22 protein-coding genes and 2 pseudogenes are annotated in these 22792 nt (G+C 73.3%); 12 read left to right on the top strand and 12 right to left on the bottom strand.

Features of this window, described 5'->3' with window-relative positions:
- Positions 1-98: 98 nt before the first annotated feature.
- From V2W30_RS03465 to V2W30_RS03455, 3 genes are read left to right on the top strand one after another with little or no spacing between them, the layout of a single operon-like run.
- Positions 99-830, top strand: a complete 732-nt coding sequence (locus V2W30_RS03465) for a response regulator transcription factor (RefSeq protein ID WP_338693565.1) — start codon at positions 99-101, stop codon at positions 828-830.
- The gene (locus V2W30_RS03460; protein WP_338693564.1) at positions 823-1938 is read left to right on the top strand and encodes a HAMP domain-containing sensor histidine kinase; all 1116 of its coding nucleotides are present in this window, start codon (positions 823-825) and stop codon (positions 1936-1938) included. The genes V2W30_RS03465 and V2W30_RS03460 overlap by 8 nt, the downstream gene beginning before the upstream one ends.
- 42 nt (positions 1939-1980) lie before the next feature.
- The gene (locus V2W30_RS03455) at positions 1981-2862 is read left to right on the top strand and encodes an alpha/beta hydrolase (RefSeq protein WP_338693563.1); all 882 of its coding nucleotides are present in this window, start codon (positions 1981-1983) and stop codon (positions 2860-2862) included.
- 11 nt (positions 2863-2873) lie between these two features.
- Here the strand turns inward: V2W30_RS03455 and V2W30_RS03450 are convergent, their stop codons facing one another.
- Positions 2874-3881, bottom strand: coding sequence for an NAD-dependent epimerase/dehydratase family protein (locus tag V2W30_RS03450; RefSeq protein ID WP_338693561.1), 1008 nt, complete (start codon positions 3879-3881; stop codon positions 2874-2876).
- Between the two features lie 115 nt (positions 3882-3996).
- Positions 3997-4917 carry an oxidoreductase gene (locus V2W30_RS03445; RefSeq protein WP_338693560.1) on the bottom strand — a complete coding sequence of 307 codons (921 nt, stop codon included), beginning with the start codon at positions 4915-4917 and terminating at the stop codon, positions 3997-3999.
- A 93-nt stretch (positions 4918-5010) separates the two neighbouring features.
- Between V2W30_RS03445 and V2W30_RS03440 the strand changes: the two genes are divergently transcribed.
- Positions 5011-5622 (top strand): TetR family transcriptional regulator, encoded by a 612-nt coding sequence (locus V2W30_RS03440; protein WP_338693559.1) that lies wholly within the window; start codon positions 5011-5013, stop codon positions 5620-5622.
- A 115-nt stretch (positions 5623-5737) separates the two neighbouring features.
- Positions 5738-6532, top strand: a complete 795-nt coding sequence (locus tag V2W30_RS03435) for a VOC family protein (RefSeq protein ID WP_338693558.1) — start codon at positions 5738-5740, stop codon at positions 6530-6532.
- Positions 6533-6546: 14 nt separating this feature from the next.
- Here V2W30_RS03435 and def read toward each other — a convergent pair whose 3' ends face one another.
- On the bottom strand, positions 6547-7194 hold the full coding sequence (gene def, locus V2W30_RS03430; protein ID WP_338693556.1) for a peptide deformylase: 648 nt from the start codon (positions 7192-7194) through the stop codon (positions 6547-6549).
- 187 nt (positions 7195-7381) lie between these two features.
- Here def and V2W30_RS03425 point away from each other — a divergent pair.
- Positions 7382-8106, top strand: a pseudogene (locus V2W30_RS03425) (GNAT family N-acetyltransferase).
- Positions 8107-8124: 18 nt separating this feature from the next.
- Here the strand turns inward: V2W30_RS03425 and V2W30_RS03420 are convergent.
- Positions 8125-8580 carry a MarR family winged helix-turn-helix transcriptional regulator gene (locus V2W30_RS03420; protein WP_338693554.1) on the bottom strand — a complete coding sequence of 152 codons (456 nt, stop codon included), beginning with the start codon at positions 8578-8580 and terminating at the stop codon, positions 8125-8127.
- A 106-nt stretch (positions 8581-8686) separates the two neighbouring features.
- Between V2W30_RS03420 and V2W30_RS03415 the strand changes: the two genes are divergently transcribed.
- The 4 genes from V2W30_RS03415 (at position 8687) to V2W30_RS03400 (ending at position 12704) form a co-directional block, all read left to right on the top strand.
- On the top strand, positions 8687-8953 hold the full coding sequence (locus tag V2W30_RS03415; protein WP_338693553.1) for a hypothetical protein: 267 nt from the start codon (positions 8687-8689) through the stop codon (positions 8951-8953).
- A gap of 117 nt (positions 8954-9070) precedes the next feature.
- Positions 9071-11086: an NADPH-dependent 2,4-dienoyl-CoA reductase gene (locus V2W30_RS03410; RefSeq protein ID WP_338693551.1), complete on the top strand. Its 2016-nt coding sequence runs from the start codon at positions 9071-9073 to the stop codon at positions 11084-11086.
- Positions 11087-11162: 76 nt separating this feature from the next.
- Entirely contained in the window at positions 11163-11711 is a 549-nt protein-coding gene (locus tag V2W30_RS03405) for a PadR family transcriptional regulator (protein ID WP_338693549.1), read from the top strand.
- A 57-nt stretch (positions 11712-11768) separates the two neighbouring features.
- On the top strand, positions 11769-12704 hold the full coding sequence (locus V2W30_RS03400) for a transposase family protein (RefSeq protein WP_338693548.1): 936 nt from the start codon (positions 11769-11771) through the stop codon (positions 12702-12704).
- Positions 12705-12820: 116 nt separating this feature from the next.
- On the opposite strand, the gene V2W30_RS03395 is transcribed toward V2W30_RS03400, so the two are convergent.
- A complete protein-coding gene (locus V2W30_RS03395) occupies positions 12821-13591 on the bottom strand; it encodes a transposase family protein (RefSeq protein ID WP_338693547.1) in 771 nt (256 codons plus the stop codon).
- 111 nt (positions 13592-13702) lie between these two features.
- Positions 13703-14806, bottom strand: coding sequence for a Gfo/Idh/MocA family oxidoreductase (locus tag V2W30_RS03390; protein ID WP_338693545.1), 1104 nt, complete (start codon positions 14804-14806; stop codon positions 13703-13705).
- 239 nt (positions 14807-15045) lie between these two features.
- Here V2W30_RS03390 and V2W30_RS03385 point away from each other — a divergent pair, with 239 nt between their 5' ends.
- Positions 15046-15192, top strand: coding sequence for a hypothetical protein (locus tag V2W30_RS03385; RefSeq protein ID WP_338693543.1), 147 nt, complete (start codon positions 15046-15048; stop codon positions 15190-15192).
- Between the two features lie 452 nt (positions 15193-15644).
- Here the strand turns inward: V2W30_RS03385 and V2W30_RS03380 are convergent, their stop codons facing one another.
- Positions 15645-16661 (bottom strand): fibronectin type III domain-containing protein, encoded by a 1017-nt coding sequence (locus V2W30_RS03380; protein WP_338693542.1) that lies wholly within the window; start codon positions 16659-16661, stop codon positions 15645-15647.
- Between the two features lie 224 nt (positions 16662-16885).
- Between V2W30_RS03380 and V2W30_RS03375 the strand changes: the two genes are divergently transcribed.
- Entirely contained in the window at positions 16886-17599 is a 714-nt protein-coding gene (locus V2W30_RS03375) for a glycoside hydrolase family 75 protein (protein ID WP_338693540.1), read from the top strand.
- Between the two features lie 24 nt (positions 17600-17623).
- On the opposite strand, the gene V2W30_RS03370 is transcribed toward V2W30_RS03375, so the two are convergent.
- From V2W30_RS03370 to dhaK, 5 genes and pseudogenes are all read right to left on the bottom strand, one after another.
- On the bottom strand, positions 17624-18964 hold the full coding sequence (locus V2W30_RS03370; RefSeq protein WP_338693539.1) for an amidase: 1341 nt from the start codon (positions 18962-18964) through the stop codon (positions 17624-17626).
- Positions 18965-19019: 55 nt separating this feature from the next.
- Positions 19020-20384: an acetamidase/formamidase family protein gene (locus tag V2W30_RS03365; RefSeq protein WP_338693538.1), complete on the bottom strand. Its 1365-nt coding sequence runs from the start codon at positions 20382-20384 to the stop codon at positions 19020-19022.
- Positions 20385-20705: 321 nt separating this feature from the next.
- Positions 20706-21119: a dihydroxyacetone kinase phosphoryl donor subunit DhaM gene (gene dhaM / locus V2W30_RS03360; protein ID WP_338693536.1), complete on the bottom strand. Its 414-nt coding sequence runs from the start codon at positions 21117-21119 to the stop codon at positions 20706-20708.
- Positions 21120-21126: 7 nt separating this feature from the next.
- Positions 21127-21723, bottom strand: a pseudogene (gene dhaL / locus V2W30_RS03355) (dihydroxyacetone kinase subunit DhaL); the annotation flags it as partial.
- A gap of 52 nt (positions 21724-21775) precedes the next feature.
- A complete protein-coding gene (gene dhaK, locus V2W30_RS03350) occupies positions 21776-22768 on the bottom strand; it encodes a dihydroxyacetone kinase subunit DhaK (RefSeq protein ID WP_338693535.1) in 993 nt (330 codons plus the stop codon).
- Positions 22769-22792 lie beyond the last annotated feature (24 nt).

The following is a 22792-nucleotide window of genomic DNA, read 5'->3' as shown; positions in this document are numbered from 1 at the left end:
GACAATGCGGACTTCATGTCCTTACGAAACAAGGACATCGCCCCGCCCGCACCCCTGTGCCGGGCCCGGCACGCCCCCGGCGGTGCGACGCTGGGGCCATGCACACTCCACCGCCGCAGGGCCGGGTCCTGGTCGTCGACGACGACCCGACCGTCGCCGAGGTCGTCGCGGGGTACCTCGACCGCTCCGGCTACGACGTGGCCCGCGCCGCCGACGGCCCCACCGCGCTCGAACGTGCCGCCGCGCACCGCCCCGACCTCGTCGTCCTCGACCTGATGCTCCCCGGCATGGACGGCCTGGAGGTCTGCCGCAGACTGCGGGCCCGCGGCCCCGTCCCGGTGATCATGCTGACGGCGCGCGGCGACGAGGACGACCGGATCCTCGGCCTGGAGGTGGGCGCGGACGACTACGTGACGAAGCCGTTCAGCCCACGGGAACTCGTCCTGCGCGTCGGCTCCGTGCTCCGCCGCAGCCGCGCCGCGACGGACCGCACCCCTGACGGCCCGCTGTCCGCCGCCGGGCTCACCCTCGACCCGCAGGCGCGCCGCGCCACCCGGGACGGCACCGAACTCGCCTTGACCATAAGGGAGTTCGACCTCCTCGCGTTCCTGCTGCGCCACCCCGGCAAGGCCTTCACCCGTGAGGACCTCATGCGCCACGTATGGGGCTGGGACTTCGGCGACCTGTCCACCGTCACCGTCCACATCCGCCGGCTGCGCGCCAAGGTCGAACCGGACCCGGCGAAGCCCCGCCTCATCCAGACCGTGTGGGGCGTCGGCTACCGCCTGGACGACGGCACGACCGCGGGAGGCGACGCGACCCGTGCGTGACACCCTCCTCATCGCTCTCTACGCGTTCCTCGGCGCCGCCGCCGCGGGCGTGCTCGGCGCGGTGGCCCTGCTCGCGCTGCGCCGCCGCTCCCTGACCGTCTCGCTCACGGTCGTCGCCTCCGTGGCGGTCACCGCGATGCTCGCCGGGACGCTCACCGTGGCCTGGGCGATGTTCCTCAACTCGCACGACCTGGGCGTCGTGACCACCGTCGTCGCGATGGCCGCCGTCGTCTCCCTCGCCACCGCACTGCTCCTCGGCCGCTGGGTCGTGGCCCGCAGCCACGCCCTCACCCTGGCCGCCCGCACCTTCGGCGAGGGCGGCGACTTCGCCGCGCCGCTCGAACCGGCGACCGCCGAACTGGCGGCGCTCACCCGCGAGTTGCAGTCCACCAGCGTCAAACTCGCCGCCTCCCGCGACCGCGAACGCGCCCTGGAGGCCTCCCGCCGCGAACTCGTCTCCTGGATCTCGCACGACCTGCGCACGCCCCTCGCGGGACTGCGCGCCATGTCCGAGGCCCTGGAGGACGGCGTGGCCGCCGACCCGCAGCGCTACCTGCGGCAGATAAGGACCGAGGTCGAGCGGATGAACGGCATGGTCGGCGACCTCTTCGAACTCTCCCGCATCCACGCCGGCGCCCTGGCTCTGTCCCCGCAGCGCATCTCCCTGTACGACCTGGTCGGCGACGCGCTCGCGGGCGCCGACCCGCTCGCCCGCGAACACGGCGTGCGCCTGGAGGGCGACGGCGTGGCGCAACTGCCCGTGGAGGTCGACGCCAAGGAGATGAGCCGCGTCCTCGGCAACCTCCTCGTCAACGCGATCAGGCGGACCCCCGCCGACGGCACGGTCGCCGTCGCGGCCCGCCCCGCGACGGACGGCACCGGCGTCGTCCTGTCCGTGACCGACGGCTGCGGCGGCATCCCCGAGGACGACCTGTCCCGCGTCTTCGACACCGGCTGGCGCGGTACGGACGCGCGCACGCCCCCGTCGGGAGCGGGCCTGGGCCTGGCCATCGTGCGCGGCATCGTGGAGGCCCACCAGGGTCGCACCACCGTCCGCAACGTCCCCGGCGGCTGCCGCTTCGAGGTCACCCTGCCCGCTCCGGGATGACCCGGATGCGGGCCCCTCGGCCCGGTCCGGCAAGATCCCCGTATGCCGATCGTCGACGTATCGCCCGCCGTTTCCCTCGCCTACGACACCTTCGGGGATCCCGCGGACCCGCCCGTGCTGCTCGTCATGGGCTTCGGGGCCCAGCTGATCGCCTGGCACGAGGACTTCTGCCGCGCCCTCGCGGACCGGGGGCGGTACGTGATCCGCTACGACCAGCGCGACTGCGGGCTGTCCACCACGTTCGACGAGCACCCCGTCGACATCGGGCAGTTCATCGCGGCGGTGAGCGCGGGCGACCTCACGGCCGCTCTCGCCATGGCCCCGTACCGCCTCGACGACATGGCCGACGACGGTCTGAACCTGCTGACCGCGCTCGGCATCGACCGCGCCCACGTGGTCGGGGCCTCGATGGGCGGGATGATCGCCCAGATCATGGCCATCGCCCACCCGGAGCGGGTGCTGACGCTGACGTCGATGATGTCCTCGACCGGCGAGAGCGAGTTCGGCCGGACGACCCCCGAGGCGCAGGCGGCGCTCTTCGCCCCGAAGCCGGCCGACCGCGACGGGTACATCGCCGCGGCGGACTCGGGCCTGCTGTGGGCGTCCCGCCGCTACGGCGACACGGCCGCCCTGCGGGACCTCGCGGCGCAGAGCTACGACCGCGCGTACTACCCCGCCGGGACCGGACGCCAGCTCGCGGCGATGGTCCTGAGCGGCTCCCGCGCCGACGCCCTGCGCGAACTGAGGACGCCGACCCTCGTGATCCACGGCCTCGACGACACCCTGATCACCCCCGACGGAGGGGAGCGCACGGCGGCCCTGATCCCCGGCGCGAAGCTCCTGCTGCTTCCCGACATGGGCCACGACCGCCCGCGCGAACTGTGGCCGGAGCTGGTGGACGCCCTGGCGGCACACACGGACTGACGCGCCCGCAGCTACGCCGTCTCGTCCGCGAACTCCTTGAGGCCCTGCGCGAACCCCACCTCGGGCCGCCACCCCAGCTCGGCCCGCAGCCGCGCCGAGTCCGCCGTCACATGGCGCACGTCACCGAGCCGGAACTCTCCGGTCACCACCGGGGGCGGGCCGCCGCAGGCCGACGCGAGGACCTCGGCGAGCTCGCCGACCGTGCGCACCTCGCCGCTGCCCACGTTGTACGCGGTCACCTCGCCGGGCCCCCGCTCCCGCAGCGCCTCCAGCGCCCTCGCGTTGGCCCGCGCCACATCCCGTACGTGGACGAAGTCGCGCCGCTGCGCCCCGTCCTCGAAGACGCGCGGAGCCTCGCCGCGGGCGAGCGCCGAGCGGAAGAAGGAGGCCACTCCGGCGTACGGGGTGTCGCGCGGCATCCCCGGCCCGTACACGTTGTGGTACCGCAGCGCGATGCAGCGCCCGCCCGTGGCGCGGGCCCACGCGGCGGCGAGATGCTCCTGGGCGAGCTTCGTCGTGGCGTACACGTTGCGCGGGTCGAGCGGGGCGTCCTCCGCGACCAGTCCCGGCGTCAGCTCCCCACCGCAGGAGGGGCATCGGGGCTCGAACCGGCCCGCCTCCATATCCGCGACGGCCCGCGGCCCGGGGCGCACGACACCGTGCGCGGGGCACGCGTAGCGGCCCTCGCCGTACACCACCATCGACCCCGCGAGGACGAGATCGCGCACCCCGCGCTCCGCCATCGCGGCCAGCAGCACCGCCGTACCGAGATCGTTGTGCGAGACGTACGCGGGGGCGTCGGCGAAGTCCTTTCCGAGGCCGACCATCGCCGCCTGATGGCAGACCGCGTCCACCCCGTCGAGCGCCGCGCGCACGGCGTCGGGATCGCGGACGTCGGCCGCGCCCCGTCCGCCTCCGGAGGCCGTGTCGAGGACCACGACCTCGTGCCCCCGCCCCGTCAGTTCCGTGACGACCGCCGACCCGATGAACCCGGCTCCGCCGGTGACCAGTACGCGCATACCGGCCACGCTAGGCGCCCGATGCCGCGGATCGGCCGAGGCGGGCGCCCACGTCACGACTCCGTAAGATCCCGACGGTCCCGGTGCCGGTCCGGCCGACCGACCGGGCGCCGGTTCAGCCGACCGACGTCGGGAGCGGGAAGCGGACCCCTGTCAGCTCCTGCGAGACGTCCCACAGGCGCCGCGCCACCTCGGTGTCGAGCGCCCTGGGCGCCGGCTCCACCCGCGTCGGCGCGCCCTTCAGCTCGCCCCGGCCGTCGGGGCCGATGAACTCCCCGCCCCGCACGCCCGGTTCGGTCGCCGCGTACAGCTGTGGCAGTGCGCCCCGCGCGGCCGACTGGGCGAGGGGCCGGGCGAGACAGCCGAAGAGCAGGCGCTGGAGGCCGGTGGCGCCGTTCGTCTGGAGCCGCGTCGCGCTGTAGCCGGGGTGCGCGAGCACGCTGCGCACCGGGCTGCCGGCCGCGGCGAGACGGCGGTGCAGTTCGAGACCGAAGAGCGTGTTGGCGAGCTTCGACCGGTTGTAGAAGCGGGCCGGCGCGTAGCCGCGCTCTCCGGTGAGGTCGTCGAAGTCGATGCGGCCCCGCCGGTGGTTGAGCGAACTCACCGTCACCACGCGGGGATCGGGCCCGTCCAGCGCGTCGAGGAGCAGCCCCGTGAGCGCGAAGTGCCCGAGATGGTTCGTCGCGAACTGCGACTCGTGCCCCTGCGGGCTGAGCGTGCGCGGCGGCGCCAGGATCCCCGCGTTGTTCATGAGGACGTCGACGCGCGGATGATCCGCGCGCAGCCCGGCGGCGAACGCGCGGACCGAGGTGAGGTCGGCGAGATCGAGCCGGCGCACCTCCACCTGCCCGTCCGGCAGCCCCGCGACGGCCGCCCGCCCCTTCTCCGGATCACGCACCGCGAGGACCACGTGTGCGCCCCGGGCCACGAGGGCCCGGACGCTCGCGAGACCGAGGCCGCTGCTCGCCCCGGTGACCACGAACACCCGCTGCGACTGGTCGGACATCTGATCGGCACTCCACCGTTGCTCGTCCATGTGGCACAGCCTGACTTCGATGGCACTTGGTGTCAAGATGCGCCTTGGTGTCAACGAAGGCATGCCGTGTAGGGCGATGTGTACGATGCGGGGGTGAGTACCCGACCCGGCCAGAGCCTGGCCCAGCGCAAGCGGCAGCTCGTCTCGGACGAACTGACCGAGGCGGCCCTGCAACTGCTCGCGCTCAAGGGCTTCGACGCCGTCACCGTCGACGAGATCGTGGCGACCGCGGGCGTGTCCAAGCGGACGTTCTTCCGCTACTTCGCGTCCAAGGAGGACGTCGTCGTCCAGTTCCTGGCCGACATGGGCGCCGACATGCGGGCCGAACTCGCGGAGCGCCCCACCGACGAGCCGCCCGCCCTGGCGCTGCTGCACGCGGTCCGGGTCCCGGTCACCACCTGCGCCGCCGACTCCGAACGGGCGCTGCGCGTCGTCCAGTTGATCCTGCGCACCCCGGCCCTGCTGGCCCGCTTCCTGGAGCGGCAGGCGCAGTGGCGCGACGACCTCGCCGACGAGCTGGCACGGCGCGTCGGCCGCGACGCCGGAACCGACCTGTTCCCGCGGCTGGCGGCAGGCACCGCACTCACCGCGTTCCACGTCGTGCTCCAGCGCTGGAGCGAGAGCGACGCGGCCCAGGACCCGGTGACCCTCCTGGAGGACGCGTTCACGGTCATCGCGCCCTCACTGACCCCGCCGACGGCCTGACCCCGACCCGGAACCCGCCGCCACGTCTCGCGCACCCCGCCCCGCGCGCCTAGCGTGGATCCGTACCCGCCGTGCCCCCGTGTGCCCGGCGACCTTGACGGAAGGGTTCCGCGTCATGCCCGCACTTCCCGAAGGCGCGCCCGTCTGGGCCGACGCCATGTTCCCCGACCTGGAGAAGGCCAAGTCCTTCTACGCCGAGCTGTTCGGCTGGTCCTACGACCCGGGCGCCGAGGAGTACGGCAACTACACGCAGGCGAAGACCGCGGACGGCAAGCACGTCGCCGCGCTGTCCCCGCAGATGCCCGGCATGGAGGGGACCCCGCCCGCCTGGAACCTCTACCTGGCCACCGCGGACGTCGCCGCCGTCGCCGAGCGGATCGCGGGCGCGGGCGGGACGGTGATGATGGAGCCGATGCAGGTCGGCGACTTCGGCACGATGATCACCGCCCAGGACCCGGCGGGAACCGTCTTCAGCGTCTGGCAGCCCGGCTCGCACGAGGGCTTCGAGAAGGTCAACGAGCCGGGCGCCTACTGCTGGGCCGAGATCAACACCAGGAACGCCGCGAAGACCGACGCGTTCTTCACGTCCGTCTTCCCCTACGACGCGAAGAAGATCGCCGACGAGCACGTCGACTTCCACGTCTGGCAGCTCGGCGGACAGCCGTACCTGGGCCGCATGAAGATGACGGACGACTTCCCCGAGCACGTGCCCTCGTACGTGAACGTGTACTTCGTCGTCGAGGACTGCGACGCGGCGGTCGCCACCGTCGAACGTCTCGGCGGCAAGCTGCACTTCGGGCCGATGGACAGCCCCTTCGGCCGGTTCGCCGCCGTCGGCGACTCACAGGGCGCCGCGTTCTCGGTCATCGACGTGTCCGCCGCCCAGGGCGAGATGCCGCAGATGGACTGAGGGTCCGCCGGCGGTCAGTCGGTCCCGGGGAGCGTGAAGCCCAGTTCCCGCGCGGCCAGCCGGGGCGTCGGCTGTGCCCAGCGCTCCACCGCCTGCTGCGTCAACGTGTGGGACAGCGACCGCAGTTCGGCGCGGTCCAGGTACAGCGTGCCGTTCAGGTGGTCCGTCTCGTGCTGCACGATCCGGGCCGGCCAGCCGACGACCTCCTCGTCGACCGCGCGCCCTCGCTCGTCGAGGGCGCGCAGCCGCACCCGCTCGTGCCGGGCGACCACGGCCTGATAGCCCGGGACGCTCAAACATCCCTCGTAGAAGGCCACTTGGCTGCCGCCCGCATCCTCGTACGACGGATTCACCAGGACCCGGAACGGCTGCGGGACGCGCCCGCGGGCCGTGCGCACCTCCTCGGGGACGTTCGCCGCGTCCTCGATCACCGCGAGCCGCAGCGGCACACCGATCTGCGGTGCCGCCAGGCCCACCCCCGGTGCCTTGTGCATCGTGACGCGCATCGCCTCGACGAGGCGGCCGAGCAGCTCGTCGGAGAGCTGGCCGTCGACGGGTTCGGCGGGCCGGCGCAGCACCGGGTCCCCGGCCGCGACGATCGGCAGCGGCAGCTCCCGGGCGAGCAGGGACTCGACGTGATCACTCAGTGACGTGGAGGGCATCGCGCCAGCATGCCAACACCGATCACCGCACGGCAACGCGCGGCCACGTGTTGCGACCTCGTGAACAGACCGCCGAAAGGGGAATGCGCGCCCCCGACCAGGGGGTTCGATCATGTGGTGGCCACGCGGGCAGTGGGCGTGGCGCACCCGTGAGTGAGCACCGAGCGAAGAGATCCGGAAGACGCAGATGACGCAGACGTACGAGGCGGGCGCAGGCCCCGGCACCGCCCCCGAGGCGGCCCACCCGCTCGACAACCCCGCCCACGCCGCGCTGAGCGGCCCGCACGCGCACCTCGCCGAGCGGCGCGGCCGCGTGCTGCGCTACCCCTCGATGTCTCGCCCTGGCTGGCGCTGCCCGACGAGCCGGGCCCCGCGGACTGGGCCGACCTCGCCGCGCTCGCCGGCCCCGGCGCGGACGTGCCGCTGCCCGGCGTGGTCCGCGCGCTGCCGGACGGCTGGGAGCTCGTCCAGGACATCCCGGGCGTGCAGCTCGTCGACGCCGGGGTGGACGCCGCGCACGACCCCGAGGCGATACGGCTCACCGCGGCCGACGTGCCCGAGATGCTCGACCTCGTGGCCCGCACCCGGCCGGGCCCCTTCCTGCCCCGCACCATCGAACTCGGCACCTACCTGGGCATCCGGCGCGAGGGCGCCCTCGTCGCGATGGCGGGGGAGCGGCTGCACCCGCCGGGCTGGACCGAGATCAGCGCCGTCTGCACCGACCCGGACCACCGTGGCCAGGGCCTCGCGGCCCGGCTCGTGCGCGCGGTCGCCGCGGGGATCAGGGAGCGCGGGGAGACCCCGTTCCTGCACACCGGCGCGGGCAACACGAACGCGATCCGCCTGTACGAGTCCCTCGGCTTCGCGCTGCGCCGCACGACCCGCTTCCGCGCGGCCCGCGCGCCCGAGTAGCCTCCCGGCCCCGCGGTCCTAGGCGTCGTACGCGCGGGCGCTCTCGTTGTACCGCTCCAGGTACACGGCGAACCGCGCGAGATCGTCCTCGGACCAGTCGGCGAGGCGCTCGCCGAACATCTGCCGGCGGCTGACCGTCACCTGCGCGAGGATCTCCGCGCCGGCCGCTGTGGGATGCAGCACCTGGACCCGGTGGTCGTCCGGGTCGACCCGCCGCATGACCAGGCCCGCCCGCTCCAGGGCGGAGACCTGGCGGCTGACCGTGGACTTGTCCAGGGCGTAGTGCGCGGCGAGATCGGTGGCGCGGCAGCCGCCCTGTTCGTCGAGATGGCTGAGCAGGGTGAACGAGACGAGCGACAGCTCGGGGTGCATGCGCGCCGCCGTCGCGCGGGCGCGGCGGGCGAAGGACGTCAGTTCTCGCTGAATGGTGTCCACGGCCGACTCGCGATCGGCCGGACGGTCGGGCTCTGCCACGTGCGGTTCCTCTCCGGGTGTGCTCGTTGCACTCTACAACCCCCGAGGTCGGACGGGTATCGCGTCCGGCGGGCGGCTTTCGCCGCCGGGCACTAGCCTCCGATGCATGAGCGAAGAACCGGGCGCCCCCGCCGCGTACACCGTCGTCCTCAAGCCCCGACTCACCGACGCCGCAGGCCACACCGACCACGGCAATCCGCTGCGCTCCGTGCGGGTCACCGCGACCGGCCGCACCGGCGAGTCCGGCTACCCGCGCTACGCGGGGGACGGCGTCCAGGCCGACATCGACCCCCGCACCCGCACCGTCGAGGCGGTGACCTTCGACGGCGAGGAGATCCCGTACGGCTACGTGGCCGAGGTCGACGACGCCTGACCGAGGGCCGCCGGTAAGGCTCCCCTGCGTGGCGCAGGTCTCTTATGCAACTTGTTGCAAAAGGAGTTCGGGGTCGTCTAGAACTACAGACGACGACCGCCTCGCACGGAGGGCTTCATGAGCCGCTACCCGCACCTTCTCGCCCCGCTCGACCTGGGCTTCACCACCCTGCCCAACCGCGTCCTGATGGGCTCGATGCACGTGGGTCTGGAGGAGGCGGAGAACGGCTTCGCGCGCATGGCCGAGTTCTACGCGACCCGCGCCCGCGGCGGCGTCGGCCTCATGGTCACCGGCGGCATCGCCCCCAACGAGGCCGGACGCCCGTGGGGCGGCGGCGCCAAGCTCACCACCGAGGCGGAGGCCGCCCAGCACCGCGAGGTCACGGACGCCGTGCACGCGGCGGGCGGCAAGATCGCGATGCAGATCCTGCACTTCGGCCGGTACGCCTACCACGAGGACCTGGTCGCGCCGAGCCCGATCCAGGCGCCCATCAGCCCCTTCCCGCCGCACGAGCTGACCGACGCCGAGGTCGAGCAGACCGTCGAGGACTTCGCGCGCGCCGCCGAACTCGCCAAGTCGGCCGGGTACGACGGCGTCGAGATCATGGGCTCCGAGGGCTACCTCATCAACGAGTTCATCGTCGCCGCGACCAACCACCGCACCGACCGCTGGGGCGGCAGCTACGAGAACCGCGTCCGCTTCCCGCTGGAGATCGTGCGGCGGGTGCGCGAGCGCGTCGGCAGCGACTTCATCCTCATCTACCGCCTGTCGATGATCGACCTGATCCCCGGCGGCTCGACCCTCGACGAGGTCGTCCACCTCGCCAAGGAGATCGAGGCGGCCGGCGCCACCATCATCAACACCGGCATCGGCTGGCACGAGGCCCGCATCCCCACCATCGCGACCTCCGTGCCGCGTGGCGCGTACACCTGGGTCACCAAGAAGGTCATGGGCGAGGTGAACATCCCGCTCGTCACCACGAACCGCATCAACACCCCGGAGCTCGCCGAGGAGTTGCTCGCCGACGGCGCCGCCGACATGGTGTCCCTGGCCCGGCCGATGCTCGCCGACCCGGACTTCGTGAACAAGGCCGCGGACGACCGCTCCGACACCATCAACACCTGCATCGGCTGCAACCAGGCCTGCCTCGACCACACCTTCAGCGGCAAGATCACCTCCTGCCTGGTCAACCCGCGCGCCTGCCACGAGACCGAGCTGATCCTGGCCCCGACACGCCTGCGCAAGCGCGTCGCGGTCGTCGGCGCGGGCCCCGCCGGCCTCGCCTGCGCGGTCTCCGCCGCCGAGCGCGGCCACGACGTCACGCTCTTCGACGCCGCCGCCGAGATCGGCGGGCAGCTCAATGTCGCCCGCAAGGTCCCCGGCAAGGAGGAGTTCGACGAGACGCTGCGCTACTTCCGCACGCAGCTCGAACTGCGCGACGTCCGGGTCGAGTTGAACACCCGCGTCACGGCGGCCGACCTCGACGCGTACGACGAGGTGGTCGTCGCCACCGGTGTCAGCCCGCGCACCCCCGCCATCGACGGCGTCGACCACCCGAGCGTCGTCGGCTACCTCGACGTCCTGCGCGACGGCGCGCCCGTCGGCGACCGCGTCGCCGTCATCGGCGCCGGCGGCATCGGCTTCGACGTCGCCGAGTACCTCACCGACGGCGGCGAGAAGGCGAGCCAGGACCCGGCCACGTACTTCCGGCTCTGGGGCGTCGACATGGACTACGCCGACCGCGGCGGCCTCACCACGGCCGACCGGCCCGCCCCGCCGCGCCAGGTCCACCTCGTCCAGCGCAAGACCTCCAAGGTCGGCGCCGGGCTCGGCAAGACCACCGGCTGGATCCACCGCACCGAACTGCGCCACCGCGGCGTCACGATGATCGCGGGCGCCACCTACGACCGGATCGACGACGCGGGCCTGCACATCACCGTCGACGGCGAGCGGTCCCTCATCCCCGTCGACACCGTCGTCCTGTGCGCCGGCCAGGAACCGCACCGCTCGCTCTACGACGACCTCGTCACCGCCGGCCGCACCCCGCACCTGATCGGCGGCGCCGACATCGCCGCCGAGCTGGACGCGAAGCGCGCCATCAAGCAGGGCACCGAGGTCGCGGCGGCCCTCTGAGACCGGGCGGTCACGTGTCCGGGCCCGCCGGACACGTGACCGCCCTCCCCCCTTCCGCGAGACATACTCTGGCGACATGTCACTCCCGCACGCGATCCTCACGGCCCTCCTGGAGAAGCCGTCGTCGGGCCTCGAACTGACCCGCAGGTTCGACCGGTCCATCGGCTACTTCTGGTCGGCGACGCACCAGCAGATCTACCGGGAGCTGGGCCGACTGGAGCGCGACGGCCTCATCCGCGCACTCCCCGGCCAGGCACCGGCCCGCGGCCAGAAGAAGAGTTACGAGGTCCTGCCGCAGGGCCGCGCCGAACTGGCCCGCTGGACGGCCGCGCCGCAGGACCCCAAGGCGCTGCGCGACCCCCTGCTGCTGCGGCTGCGCTCCGCCGCCGTCGTCGGCACGGACGGCCTCAGGGACGATCTGCACCGCCATCTCGACCTGCACCGGCGGCAGTTGGCGACCTACCGTGAGATCGACGCACGGGACTTCCCGCCGGAGAAGGATGCCATGGCGGACCGCCTGCAACACGCGGTGCTGCGCGCGGGCATCGACCTGGAGACGTTCTGGGTGCACTGGCTCGAACGGACCCTGGCCGACCTCGACCTCGACGACCCGCCGGCTCCCTAACGAGCTCGTGCACGGTAGGCGGTGAGACGTCGAGCCTGGATGGTTGATCATGGTCGGGTGGTGGGGAACTCGACGCGCGCGGTGATCATCGGCAATCGGCGGATCACGGGGCTGACTGCCGGAGTGATTGCTGAACTCGTCGAGGAGATCGGACCGTTGTGGCATGAGCGTCATCAGGCGAGGCTTGCCGCTCGCCCGCGGCAGAGGGCTGTGGGCGCAGGCGCGAAGTACCGGCTGGTGTTCGTCGACCGGCTGCTGGCCACGCTGGTCCATCTTCGTCACGGGGTCACCCATGATGTGCTGGCCTGCTGGTTCGGAGCGGACCGTTCCACCGTCACCCGGGCCATCGGTGAGGTGCGGCCCCTGCTCGCCGAGCGGGGCTGCACCGTCAGCCCCGACGTGCGGCTGCGGTCTCTCGCTGAGGTTGTCGACCATCTCGGCGCGAGCGGGGCGACCGGCATCGTCGACGGCACCGAGATCCGGGTCCGCCGGCCCGCTGCCGGACGCAAGGACCGCGACAAGTTCATCTCCGGCAAGAACAAGCAGAACGCCGTCAAGTCCATGGTGGTCACGGACGGCGAAGGCCGCGTGCTGTGGTGCAGCCCGGCCCGTCCCGCAAGCTGCGCGGACATCACCCATGCCCGCCAGTTAGGGCTGGTCAACCTCTTGGCCGACGGGCCTGCAGTCGAGATCCTGGCTGATGCCGGCTACCAGGGACTGGGCGCCCAGACCGGTGGCCGGGTGGTGACACCACCGCACCGCAAGTTCAAGAAGAACGCCCCGGACTGGTACGAAGAGATGCACGAGCGCCAGCGCAAGGCGCACTCATCACGACGTATCCGTGTCGAGCACGGCATCGCCCATCTGAAGAACTGGCGGGCCCTGGCCCGCCACCTCGGCCGCCGCGAGCACATGAGCGACACCGTCCAAGCCATCGCCGGCCTGCTGTCCCACCAGCAGACCGCGGACCTGAACCCGACATGGCAGATGTGAAGCTGGGTCGCACCGAAGTTCGCGACGTCTCACCGCCTACCGTGCACGAGCTCGTTAAAGCGTGTTGCACAAGGCGGTGTTCGGGCAGGTCAGGGTTAGTGAGGGCAGTCCTCTGGTCATGAGGCGAGGGCGAGGTTGTGCATCTGGGCGACGGCTTGGACGGCGTGGTGAAGGCCGTCGCCGTGCTGCCGGCAGTCGCGGAGGATCTTGTAGTTCTTCATCCGGCCGATCACATGCTCCACCCGGGCCCGCACCGTGCGATGGGCGGCGTTGTCGGCCTCCTCGCCCGCCAGCAGCTCGCGTCGGGGGCGTTTGCGGTGCGGGGTGACCATCCCGCAGTTGAGGTAGGCGCCGTCGGCCAGCATGGTCACGCCCTGGCAGTGCTGGGCCAGGCCGGAGGCCCGCCAGGCGTGCGCGTCCGCGGTGGTGCCCGGCACCGGCCGGGCCGCGGCGATCACGAGACGGGTGTCGGCATCCACAATGACCTGCACGTTTGCGGAGAACCGGTAGTTGCGTGAGGAGGAGCCGACGTGCCGGTCGCGGACCGGGATGAGGGTGCCGTCCACGATCCACAACCGGTCCGCCGCGTCGGCCGGACGGGCCACCGGCTCCAGCGCGAGCAGCGGGCCGAGCTTCTGGATCACCCGGCACACGGTCGAGGAAGAGGTCCCGAACAGCGGCCCGAGCTGCCGCATGGTCAGGTTGGTGCGGTAGTACACGGCCACGATCAAGACCCGTTCGGCCAGCGGCAGACACCACGGACGGCCCCGCAGCGTGCCGTTGCCGCCTCGGTCACGGACCACCCTCAGCAGCCGCCCGAACTGCTCCATCGACAGCCCCGTGAACGTCTCCACCCACACCCGTTCAGCCCTCAACACCCCAGCCATACACCGGATATGCCCAGTTCACGGCCTTGTGCAACACGCTTTAGGGGCTGTCCCGCGGGTCCCGCCGCGGGCGCGGGGCACCCTGATGCGACCTGATCCGCCGGGCGGCCCCTAGCCGAGCGTCGCCTCCGTCGGATCCCACGCCACCGGCAGCGGCGCGGGCGGCACGAACGGCGTGGGCGGCCCCGTGAACGCGCCGCGCCGGGCCGAGTCCGTCACCGCCGTCATCGTCTCCAGGACGTGCAGCGCCAGCGCGCCCGAGGCCCGCGGCGCCGTCCCCGTACGGATCGACCGCGCCAGGTCGACGACCCCGAGCCCGCGACCGTCCGCGCGCCCCGCGACGGGAAGTTCGGCCCAGTCCGCCGCGCCGTTGGGCCGCAGCCGCAGCGACCCGTCGAACCGGTTCGGGTCGGGCACCGACAGCGTGGCCTCCGTGCCGACGACCTCGAAGTGCAGATGCGGCCGTGCCGCGTCCCAGCTGAAGACGGACGTCGCGGTCGGCCCCGACGCGAAGTCGAGCAGCGCCGACACATGCGTGGGCACGTCGACGGGGAACACCCGGCCGGCCGCGGGCCCCGCCCCGGCCACCCGCTCCGCGCGCGCCCGCCGGGCCGACGCCGCGACCCGCTCGACACCGCCGAACAGCGCCACCAGCGCCGTCAGGTAGTACGGGCCGAGATCGAACAGCGGGCCCGCGCCCGGCTGGTAGAAGAACGCCGGGTCGGGATGCCAGCGTTCGGGCCCGAGCCCGCACACCGCCGTCGACGCCGCGACCGGCGCACCGATGTGCCCCGCGGCGACGGCCCGCAGCGCCGACTGGAGCCCCGCCCCGAGGAACGTGTCGGGCGCGCACCCCACCAGCAGCCCCCGCTCGGCCGCCTCGGCGAGGAGCTTCTCCGCCTCGCCCGGCAGCAGCGCCAGCGGCTTCTCCCCGTACACGTGCCTGCCCGCGCGCAGCGCCTCCCGGGCCACGGCCACGTGCGCCGCCGGCACGGTCAGGTTCACGACGAGCTCGACCTCCGGCAGCGCCAGGACCGTCGCGAGGTCCCCGGCGACCGGCACCCCGTGGGCGCGGGCCGCCGCCTCGGCGCGGGCGATGTCCAGATCGGCGACCGCCACGACCCGTACGTCGGGGAACGCCGCCAGCGTGCGCAGATACTCCGCGCTGATCACACCCGCCCCGACGACGGCGACCCCCACCGGACCTGAACTCACGCTGCCCCCAAGGACGTTCGCGGACGATCACTCGGCTCAGGGGACCGTAAGCGGCGATCGGGCGCGGCCACAAGGGTGCGTCGTACAAGCGACTGCCGCCGCCCACGGGGGGCGACGGCAGTCGGGAGCCGCGGACGCGGAAGGGGTCAGGCGCGCTGACCCGCCCCCGGCGCCGCAGGTACCAGGCACCGCCCACGACGGCCGCGGCGACCAGCGTGCCGCCCGCGGCGAGCGTCAGCGTGCCGAAGTCCTCCGCCGCACCGCCGAGACCGCCGCGCACGCCGCCCATCGGGCTGGACGTCGCCGAGATCGTCGGGCTCGCCGTGACCGTCACCGACTGCGGCCCCACGGTCGAGCCGTCGGAGCACGCGATCACCACCTGGTAGGTGCCCGAAGCGAGCCCCTGCCAGCCGGCGCTCCCGGAACTGAGCGGCGTCTGCCGCCCCTCCGCGAAGTTCGCCTGACCGGGACTGAGCAGCGAGGCGTTGCCGCCGTTCGGGCAGGACGCCGTCGTGGCCCGCACAGTGGAACCACTGCTGGTCACCGTGATCCCCGCGGCGAACGCCGACGGCGCGGCGAACGCCAGGGGCAGCGCGGCCGCCGCCGTGACGGTGAGTCCGCAACGAGCCAGTATCGAAGTAGTACGCATGATGTCCGCTCTCCGGCGGCACGGGAGGCGGTACATCCCTTGCCCCGCCCGAGTAGGCAATGCCCGTGCTACCTGACGCACAGCCAAACTCCGTACGCCGCCGGGCGCATGCGGACGGGAGCCGGGCAGGTGACCGGTTCCATCGTCCGGCCCACCGGAACGCGATCCCGGGCGCTCGGGCGACCGTGCTCACCTGTCCTTCGCCCGCGTGGTCACCGCGCGCTCCGGGGAGAACGCGCCCCACGTCCCGTCAGGAAGCTGCGCGCGGATCTTCACCCGGTGGCGGGCCCCCGCGTCCTTCCCGATGTAGAAGCTGTACTTCGCCGCGCCCTCGGGGGCGCTCTCGCCCCACATGACGGTCGTCGCCTGCCGCCCGTCGACGTAGACCTGGTAGGCGGGGACCTCGCCGCCGGTGCGCGGCGCCGTCCAGGTCAGGTCGAGGTAGTACGCGCCGTCCTCGTCCGAGCGCCGGGCCGTCACGCGGAAGTCGCCGGGCGCCGTGCCGCGTTCGCCGTCCTTGTCCTTCGCCCCCGCCGTCGTGAGCCGCACGGTGGCGCTCGCCGGTGAGACGTGGTCGGCGGCGTCGCGCGCCCGCACGGTGAAGGAGTACGCGGTGCCGGGCCGCAGCCCGGTCAGCAGGGCCCGGGTCTCCTTCCCCGTCACGCTGTGGATCTTCGTGGTGCCCTGGTAGATGTCGTACGAGACCACGCCCCGGTCGTCCGACGACCCGCCCCAGGACAGCGACACGGCCCGCCCGCCGTCCGCCCGGCCACGCAGCCGGGCGGGCCGGGTCGGCGCCGAGCGGTCCTTCGCGACCGCCGCGGGGGTGGTGACCGTGACACCGCGTCCCGCCGGGCCCAGGTCGCCGTCCGTCCCGCGGGCGCGGACCGTGAAGACGTAACGGGACTTCGGGCGCAGCCCGGTGACGTCCACCATGTGCCGGTCGGCGGGGAGCACCTCGACGCGGACCGGGCCCCGGTACACCTCGTACCCGGTGACCGGCGCGCTGCCCGTCGGCCGGTTCCACATCACGTGCACGGACGTGGCGCTGCCGGCCTGCGCCGTCACACCGACCGGGGCGGACAGCGGGGGTCCGTCGGCCGCGTCGTCGCCGCCGGGCAACAGGCCGCACGCGGTGAGTGTCAGCGCGAGCGCGGCGGTGCAGGCCGCGCGGGGGAGCAGAGTGCGTGGGGGGACGCGTCGCACGGGTGTGCCTTCCGCTCGGGGCGAGCCGGTGACCGGCGAACCGGCCCACCGGAATTGGTTCAGACCTGTATGGCACGGGTGACGGGTCCTCATCAAGAGGGCGGAGTGTGCCCGTCCGGCCCCCGAGCGGTGGACGCCACGTCCGAGCGGAACCAGATTGGTGATCCATGTCCGGTAGCCGTCCCCGCATCCTCGCCACCGTCCCCGACCGAAGGCGTCCGTCCGTGCACTCTCGCAAACTCACCCTCGCCGCCGTCTGCGGCGCGGCCCTCCTCGCCCCCGCCGCCCTGCTCCCGACGACCGCGAACGCCGAGGACCCGCTCCGGCCCGCCGCCGCTCCCGCCGCACGGGAAGGCGGCGTCCGGGCCGCCGACCTGCTCGCGGCCGTCAGCGGCTGCCGCGAGATCACCCACGGCCGCTACCGCACCGACGACGGTGCCCGCGCCACCGTCCCGGTGTGCGCCACGCGGGGCGCCGTGCACTGGAAGGCCGACCTGGACGTCGACTGCGACGGCCGCCGCGGTCGCTACTGCAACCGCCGCACCGACCCGCTGTTCCTCGCCACGACGGCCTACCAGCAGTCCGACGGACGGCACTTGAGCGCCGAGAGACTGCCGTACATCGTCGTGCCCGGATCCAGCCGCCGGTGGAACCCGTACCGCTCGGGCGTGCGTGGCGGGACCGTCGGCGCGATCGTCTACCGCGGCAAGGTCCTGTACGCCGTCGTCGGCGACACGGGCCCGACCGACCTCATCGGCGAGGCCTCTTACGCCGCCGCCCGCGCCCTCGGCATCGACCCGGACCCGATCCGTGGCGGCGCCGGGAACGAGGTGACGTACATCCTCTTCCCCGGCACGACCGCCCGCCCCATCGAGAGCCACGCCGCGGCCGTGACCGCCGGGGAGGCGGCGGCCCGCAAGCTCGTACGGGCCCGCTGACGTACGGCCGAGGGCCCGCGGACGTCAGCGCGGCGAAGAGGTGACGCCCACCTCGGCGGCCGCACGGACCGCGAGATCCAGCAGGTGCCGGTCGCTGCCGCGCGGGCCCACCAGGCACAGGCCCACCGGGGCGGTGCGGCTGCGGACGGGGATGCTGACGGCGCAGCGGCCGGACAGGCCGGCGAGGCAGGTGAGCCGGAAGGTCTGGGCCCTGGTCTGTTCGATGACCGGACCGCCGAGCGCCGCCTCGGCGCGGGTGGGGGCCACCGAGGACGCCGAGGGCAGGATCAGGATCTGATCGCCGAGCAGGTCGTCGACGCGGGCGCGGGCCTCGCGCAGGACGGCTTCGGCCGCCGCCAGATCGTCGGACGTGTACGTCGACGCGGTCTCGAACCGGGAGCGGACGTCCGGGTTGAGGGAGTCCCGGTGCCGGGAGACCCAGGGCCCCCACCGGCGCCAGGCCTCCACCCCCTGCTTGGTCTGGAACGCGCGCACCCAGCCGGGCAGCACAGCCGTGTCGAACCGCAGCGTCCGGATGCGCGGCAGATCCGCCGCCCGCCAGTCGGCCACCGCCGCCCGCACCGAAGCGGCCACCTCGGGAGAGGCCACATCGAGGATCTCCTGGGCGAGTACGACACCGGACGGCGCGGGACCGTGAGGTCGGCGGGGCAGCAGCACACGCCCGGCGGCACGCAGGGTGCGGGCGTCGCGGGCGATCCAGCCGACCGTGTCGAAGGAGGGCGCGAGCGGCAGCAGCCCGGCCGTGGAGACCGCCCCATGGCTCGGCCGGATGCCGTACAGGCCCTGGTAGGAGGAGGGGATGCGGATCGATCCGCCGGTGTCGGTGCCGAGCCCGATGTCCGCCAGGCCGAGGGCGACCGCGCTGGCGGGCCCGGAGGTCGAGCCGCCCGAGATGCGGTCGGGAGCGGCCGGGTTGGGCGGCGTGCCGTAGTGGGCGTTGGTGCCGGCCAGGCTGTACGCGAACTCGTCGGTGCGGGCGATCCCGGCGATGTCGGCGCCCGCCGCGAGCAGGGCCGTGACCGCGGTGGCGGTCACGCGCTGCGGCGAACTCTCCGCGAGCCAGGCCGGGTTGCCCGCGCCCACCCGGTGCCCCGCGATCGCGAAGAGGTCCTTGACGGCCACGCTCAGCCCGGACAGCGAACCGTGCACGGTCGCGGGCACCAGCGGGTCGCCGTACTCCCGCCACACCGTCGGATCGGGAGACCCGGCGACGCCGGCGTGCGACGACGGACGCCTGTCCGTTCCCACCGTCGCGGCGGCCGGCGTCGACCGTCCGCCGAGAGAGATTGCCGCTCCGGCCGCCGCCGCGAGTCCCAGGAACGACCGCCGATCCACTGTCCGCACGTGCGCTGCACTCCTCAACCGATGCTTTCCCGTCAGTACGTTCACGTGGCGCTCCCTACTTCCCGAAGTCCCGCTTCCTGATGACCGCGTGGACCCCGGTGGTGCGGTCGACGACCTGGGAGACCTCGAAGTCCGCCGCGGCCGACAGATAGGCGTAGGCGACCGGGCGGGCCATCCCGAGATCGGACTGGAGGAAGTCGAGGGCGTTCACGACGGCGCGGCGCATCGCCGAGTCCAGGTCGGAGAGCTGGCCGGCCGCTCCCCCCGACCCGCCGGAGCCGTCCGGGTCCGAGAGACCGACCGGCAGCCACGCGTCGGCGGTCTCGCCGAACGGGTAGTGGAACGCGACCGACGGCGCGTCCCCCGAGCCCGGCTTGCAGACGGTGAGCCGGAACGTCGTACGGAGCGAACCCTCCAGCGCGGTCAGCGCGACCTCGCCGTTGCCCATCGCGAAATGCGGGTCGCCGGTGTGGAAGAGCGCGCCCTCGGCGTGGACCGGGAGGTAGAAGGTGGAGCCCTCGCCGAGGTGGCGGATGTCGATGTTGCCGCCGCCGAGCGTGGGCGGGATCGAGTTGAGCAGCGGGTCGGTCAGGGACGTCGCGGCGGCGTACGCGGTGCCCATCAGGCCCATGTGCGGATTGAGCGGGAAGGTCACCCGGCCGGGACCGTCCAGGGGCAGGACCGCGTGGTCGTCGGCGCCGTGCGAGCGGATGGGGGTGAACACCGAGACGTTTCCGTACCGTTCGGGGTTCCCGGTCGCCCGTCCGTCCTCGGCGACCGGCGGCATGACCTCGTCGAGCGTGATGCCGTCGGGAGCGCCGCCGCCACGGGTGCGGGCCAGCGCGCCCTTCCCGTGCCGGCTGGAGATGACGCCGTACGGGACGCGGGGCAGCAGCGACAGTGTCTCCACCTTGAGGACGTCGCCGGGTTCGGCCCCCTCCACATGCACCGGGCCGAGGACCACGTGCGGTCCGTCGGTGTCGAAGGAACGGGGCGTGCGCGTGTAGTCGCGGGCCAGCTCGACCGCGTCCTTGAGGACCTGGTCCGTGCGGACGCCGTGCTCCGCGAACCAGGCGACCGGGTCGCGGCCCTGGTCCTCCAGCAGCCCCTCGTGGGACACGGCGTCCACGGTCAGGGTCTCGCCGGACCGCATGCGCAGGACGGGCTCGGCGCCGCGGGCCGGTACGTAGCCCCAGCGGACGGTGTCCGGCGTGGCGCGCAGGTAGTGGTGGCCGTGCACGGGCCCGACGCCCGGTTGCAGGATGCGCTGCGGCCGGGAGACGCCGGAGACCCTGGCGGAGCCGGAGGCCGCCGCGGCGGGAGCCGTGCCCGCGGCCACCGCGCCACCCGCCGCGGCGATTCCCGCGGCGATGCGCAACAGCCCACGCCGCCCGAACCGTGAGGCCAACTCCTCGTGCACGACTGCTTGTTGAGCGGCCGCGGGGGTGAGGGGGGACTCGTCCGGCGTGTGCGCTGCGTGTGCTGTATGCGAAGGGTGCGGCATCGGCGTTCCTCGTCGTCTCGCGGTATACCAGTAACTCGTGAGGCCCTTCCTATGCAGAGCCTGTTACCGCGAGCGGCTGTTGCCGGTTTCCGGTGAGTAACACCAGGGGAGTGCGCCCGAGGGGTGCGGTACGCCACGCGCGACCCATCGCACCGTCCTTCGCGTCCGCTTCATGGCCGAGGGGCGCCGGCCCGCGTGGCCGACGCCCCGAACGACCCCCTGAAGCGGCGGCCGACGTCACTCCTTGTGGTACGTGTACGCCTCCGAGGCCGCCGCGACGACCGCGTCGAGGTCGGCCCCGGCCGACGCGGAGACGACGGCGGCGACCGCGCCCTCCACGAAGGGGGCGTCCACCAGGCGTGTCCCGTCGGGGAGTTCGTCACCCTCGGCGAGCAGCGCCTTCACGGTGAGGACCGCGCTGCCGAGGTCGACGAGGACGGCGACGCCCGAGCCCCGGTCCACCTGCGCGGCCGCGGCCGAGATCAGTTCGCTGCTGGTGCCGAGCCCGCCGTCCTCGGTGCCGCCCGCCGCGGCGACCGGCGCCGTCGCCCCGCCGCCCGCGAGCCCCGCGGCCAGACGCGCCACGGACTCGGCGACGTCTTGGCTGTGCGACACGAGGACGATGCCGACCGCCTTGTCGGGGGCGGTCACGAGCCGTCCCCGCGGCCTCGGCGAGCGCGCCGACGAGCAGCGCCGACGATGTCGCGCCCGGATCCTGATGCCCGATGCTGCGCTCGCCCAGATAGCTGGCCCGCCCCTTGCGCGCCTGCAACGGCGTCGTCGCCTCGGCCCCGTGCTCGGCCGCGGCCCGCGCCGCCGCGAAGTCGCCGCCGTCGAGCGCGTCCACGGCCGGGACGAGCGCGTCCAGCATCGTCTTGTCGCCGGGCGCGGCCCCGCCGAGCGCCGCGACGGCGTCGACCCCGACCCGCAGCGCCTGCGCGAGTTCGGCCTCGCTCACCTCGGCCGCGTCGCCGAGCGCCTTGCCGGTGCGCCGCAGCAACGTCCCGTACAGGGGTCCCGACGCACCGCCCACGGTCGAGATCAACTGCCGTCCGGCGAGGGTGAGTACGGCGCCCGGCGTGTCCGGAGCCTCCTTGTCGAGCATGGCCCGCACCGCCGTGAAGCCGCGTTGCAGGTTGCTGCCGTGGTCGGCGTCACCGATCGGTGAGTCGAGTTCGGTGAGCCGGTCGGCCTCGCGGTCCACGGCGACCGCGGTGGCCGCCATCCAGCGCCGGAAGAAATCGGCGTCGAGCACGTGATCTCCTTGCTTGGTAGTAGAGCCGACAGAGGGGCGACGGGCGCGGGACTCACATGCCCCAGCGCAGCCCCGCCGTGCTGACCGGTGCGTCCCACAGGCGCAGCAGTTCCTCGTCGACCTGGCACAGCGTGACGGAGGCGCCGGCCATGTCGAGCGACGTCACGTAGTTGCCGACGAGGGTGCGGGCCACGGGCACCCTGCGCTCGCCGAGCACCCGCTGCACCTCGGCGTTGAACCCGTACAGCTCCAACAGGGGTGTCGCGCCCATGCCGTTGACGAGTGCGAGCACGGGACCGGTCGGGTTGAGATCGTCGAGAACGGCGTCGACGGCGAAGTCGGCGATCTCTCCCGACGTCATCATCGGACGCCGCTCGCGCCCCGGCTCGCCGTGGATGCCGATGCCCAACTCCAGCTCGCCGGGCGGGAGATCGAAGGTCGGTGACCCCTTCGCGGGCGTGCTGCACGCGCTCAGCGCGACCCCGAAACTCCGCGAACTCTCGTTCACCTGACGGGCGATGGCCTCCACCTGCTCCAGCGGCCTGCCCTCTTCGGCGGCGGCGCCGGCGATCTTCTCCACGAACAGCGTGGCTCCGGTGCCGCGCCGTCCGGCGGTGTAGAGGCTGTCGGTGACGGCGACGTCGTCGTTCACGAGCACCTTGGCGATCCGTACGCCCTCGTCCTCGGCGAGTTCGGCCGCCATGTCGAAGTTGAGCACGTCACCGGTGTAGTTCTTCACGATGAACAGCACGCCCGCTCCGCTGTCCACCGCGGCGGCGGCCCGCACCATCTGATCGGGCACCGGCGACGTGAACACCTCGCCGGGGCAGGCCGCCGACAGCATCCCGGGCCCCACGAACCCCCCGTGCAACGGCTCGTGCCCGGACCCGCCGCCCGACACCAGCCCCACCTTCCCGGCGACGGGCGCGTCCCGCCGCAGGATCACCCGGTTCTCGACGTCGACGTTCAACTCGGGGTGCGCGGCGGCCATGCCGCGCAGTGCGTCGGCGACCACGTTCTCGGCCACGTTGATCAGCATTTTCATTGGTGCCTCCCAGTGACGCTCACA

It is taken from the genome of Streptomyces sp. Q6, assembly GCF_036967205.1.
GTDB lineage: Bacteria > Actinomycetota > Actinomycetes > Streptomycetales > Streptomycetaceae > Streptomyces > Streptomyces citrinus.
The sequence above is the reverse complement of the archived record's forward strand: the minus strand, read 5'-3'. Positions and strand labels throughout refer to the sequence as shown.

Excerpts from the sequence above, each read along its gene's own strand:
- V2W30_RS03465 (WP_338693565.1), top strand. The coding sequence starts at position 99 with ATGCACACTCCACCGCCGCAGGGCCGGGTCCTGGTCGTCGACGACGAC.
- V2W30_RS03455 (WP_338693563.1), top strand. The coding sequence starts at position 1,981 with ATGCCGATCGTCGACGTATCGCCCGCCGTTTCCCTCGCCTACGACACC.
- V2W30_RS03450 (WP_338693561.1), bottom strand. The coding sequence starts at position 3,881 with ATGCGCGTACTGGTCACCGGCGGAGCCGGGTTCATCGGGTCGGCGGTC.
- V2W30_RS03445 (WP_338693560.1), bottom strand. The coding sequence starts at position 4,917 with ATGGACGAGCAACGGTGGAGTGCCGATCAGATGTCCGACCAGTCGCAG.
- V2W30_RS03435 (WP_338693558.1), top strand. The coding sequence starts at position 5,738 with ATGCCCGCACTTCCCGAAGGCGCGCCCGTCTGGGCCGACGCCATGTTC.
- def (WP_338693556.1), bottom strand. The coding sequence starts at position 7,194 with ATGCCCTCCACGTCACTGAGTGATCACGTCGAGTCCCTGCTCGCCCGG.
- V2W30_RS03415 (WP_338693553.1), top strand. The coding sequence starts at position 8,687 with ATGAGCGAAGAACCGGGCGCCCCCGCCGCGTACACCGTCGTCCTCAAG.
- V2W30_RS03410 (WP_338693551.1), top strand. The coding sequence starts at position 9,071 with ATGAGCCGCTACCCGCACCTTCTCGCCCCGCTCGACCTGGGCTTCACC.
- V2W30_RS03405 (WP_338693549.1), top strand. The coding sequence starts at position 11,163 with ATGTCACTCCCGCACGCGATCCTCACGGCCCTCCTGGAGAAGCCGTCG.
- V2W30_RS03395 (WP_338693547.1), bottom strand. The coding sequence starts at position 13,591 with ATGGCTGGGGTGTTGAGGGCTGAACGGGTGTGGGTGGAGACGTTCACG.
- dhaK (WP_338693535.1), bottom strand. The coding sequence starts at position 22,768 with ATGAAAATGCTGATCAACGTGGCCGAGAACGTGGTCGCCGACGCACTG.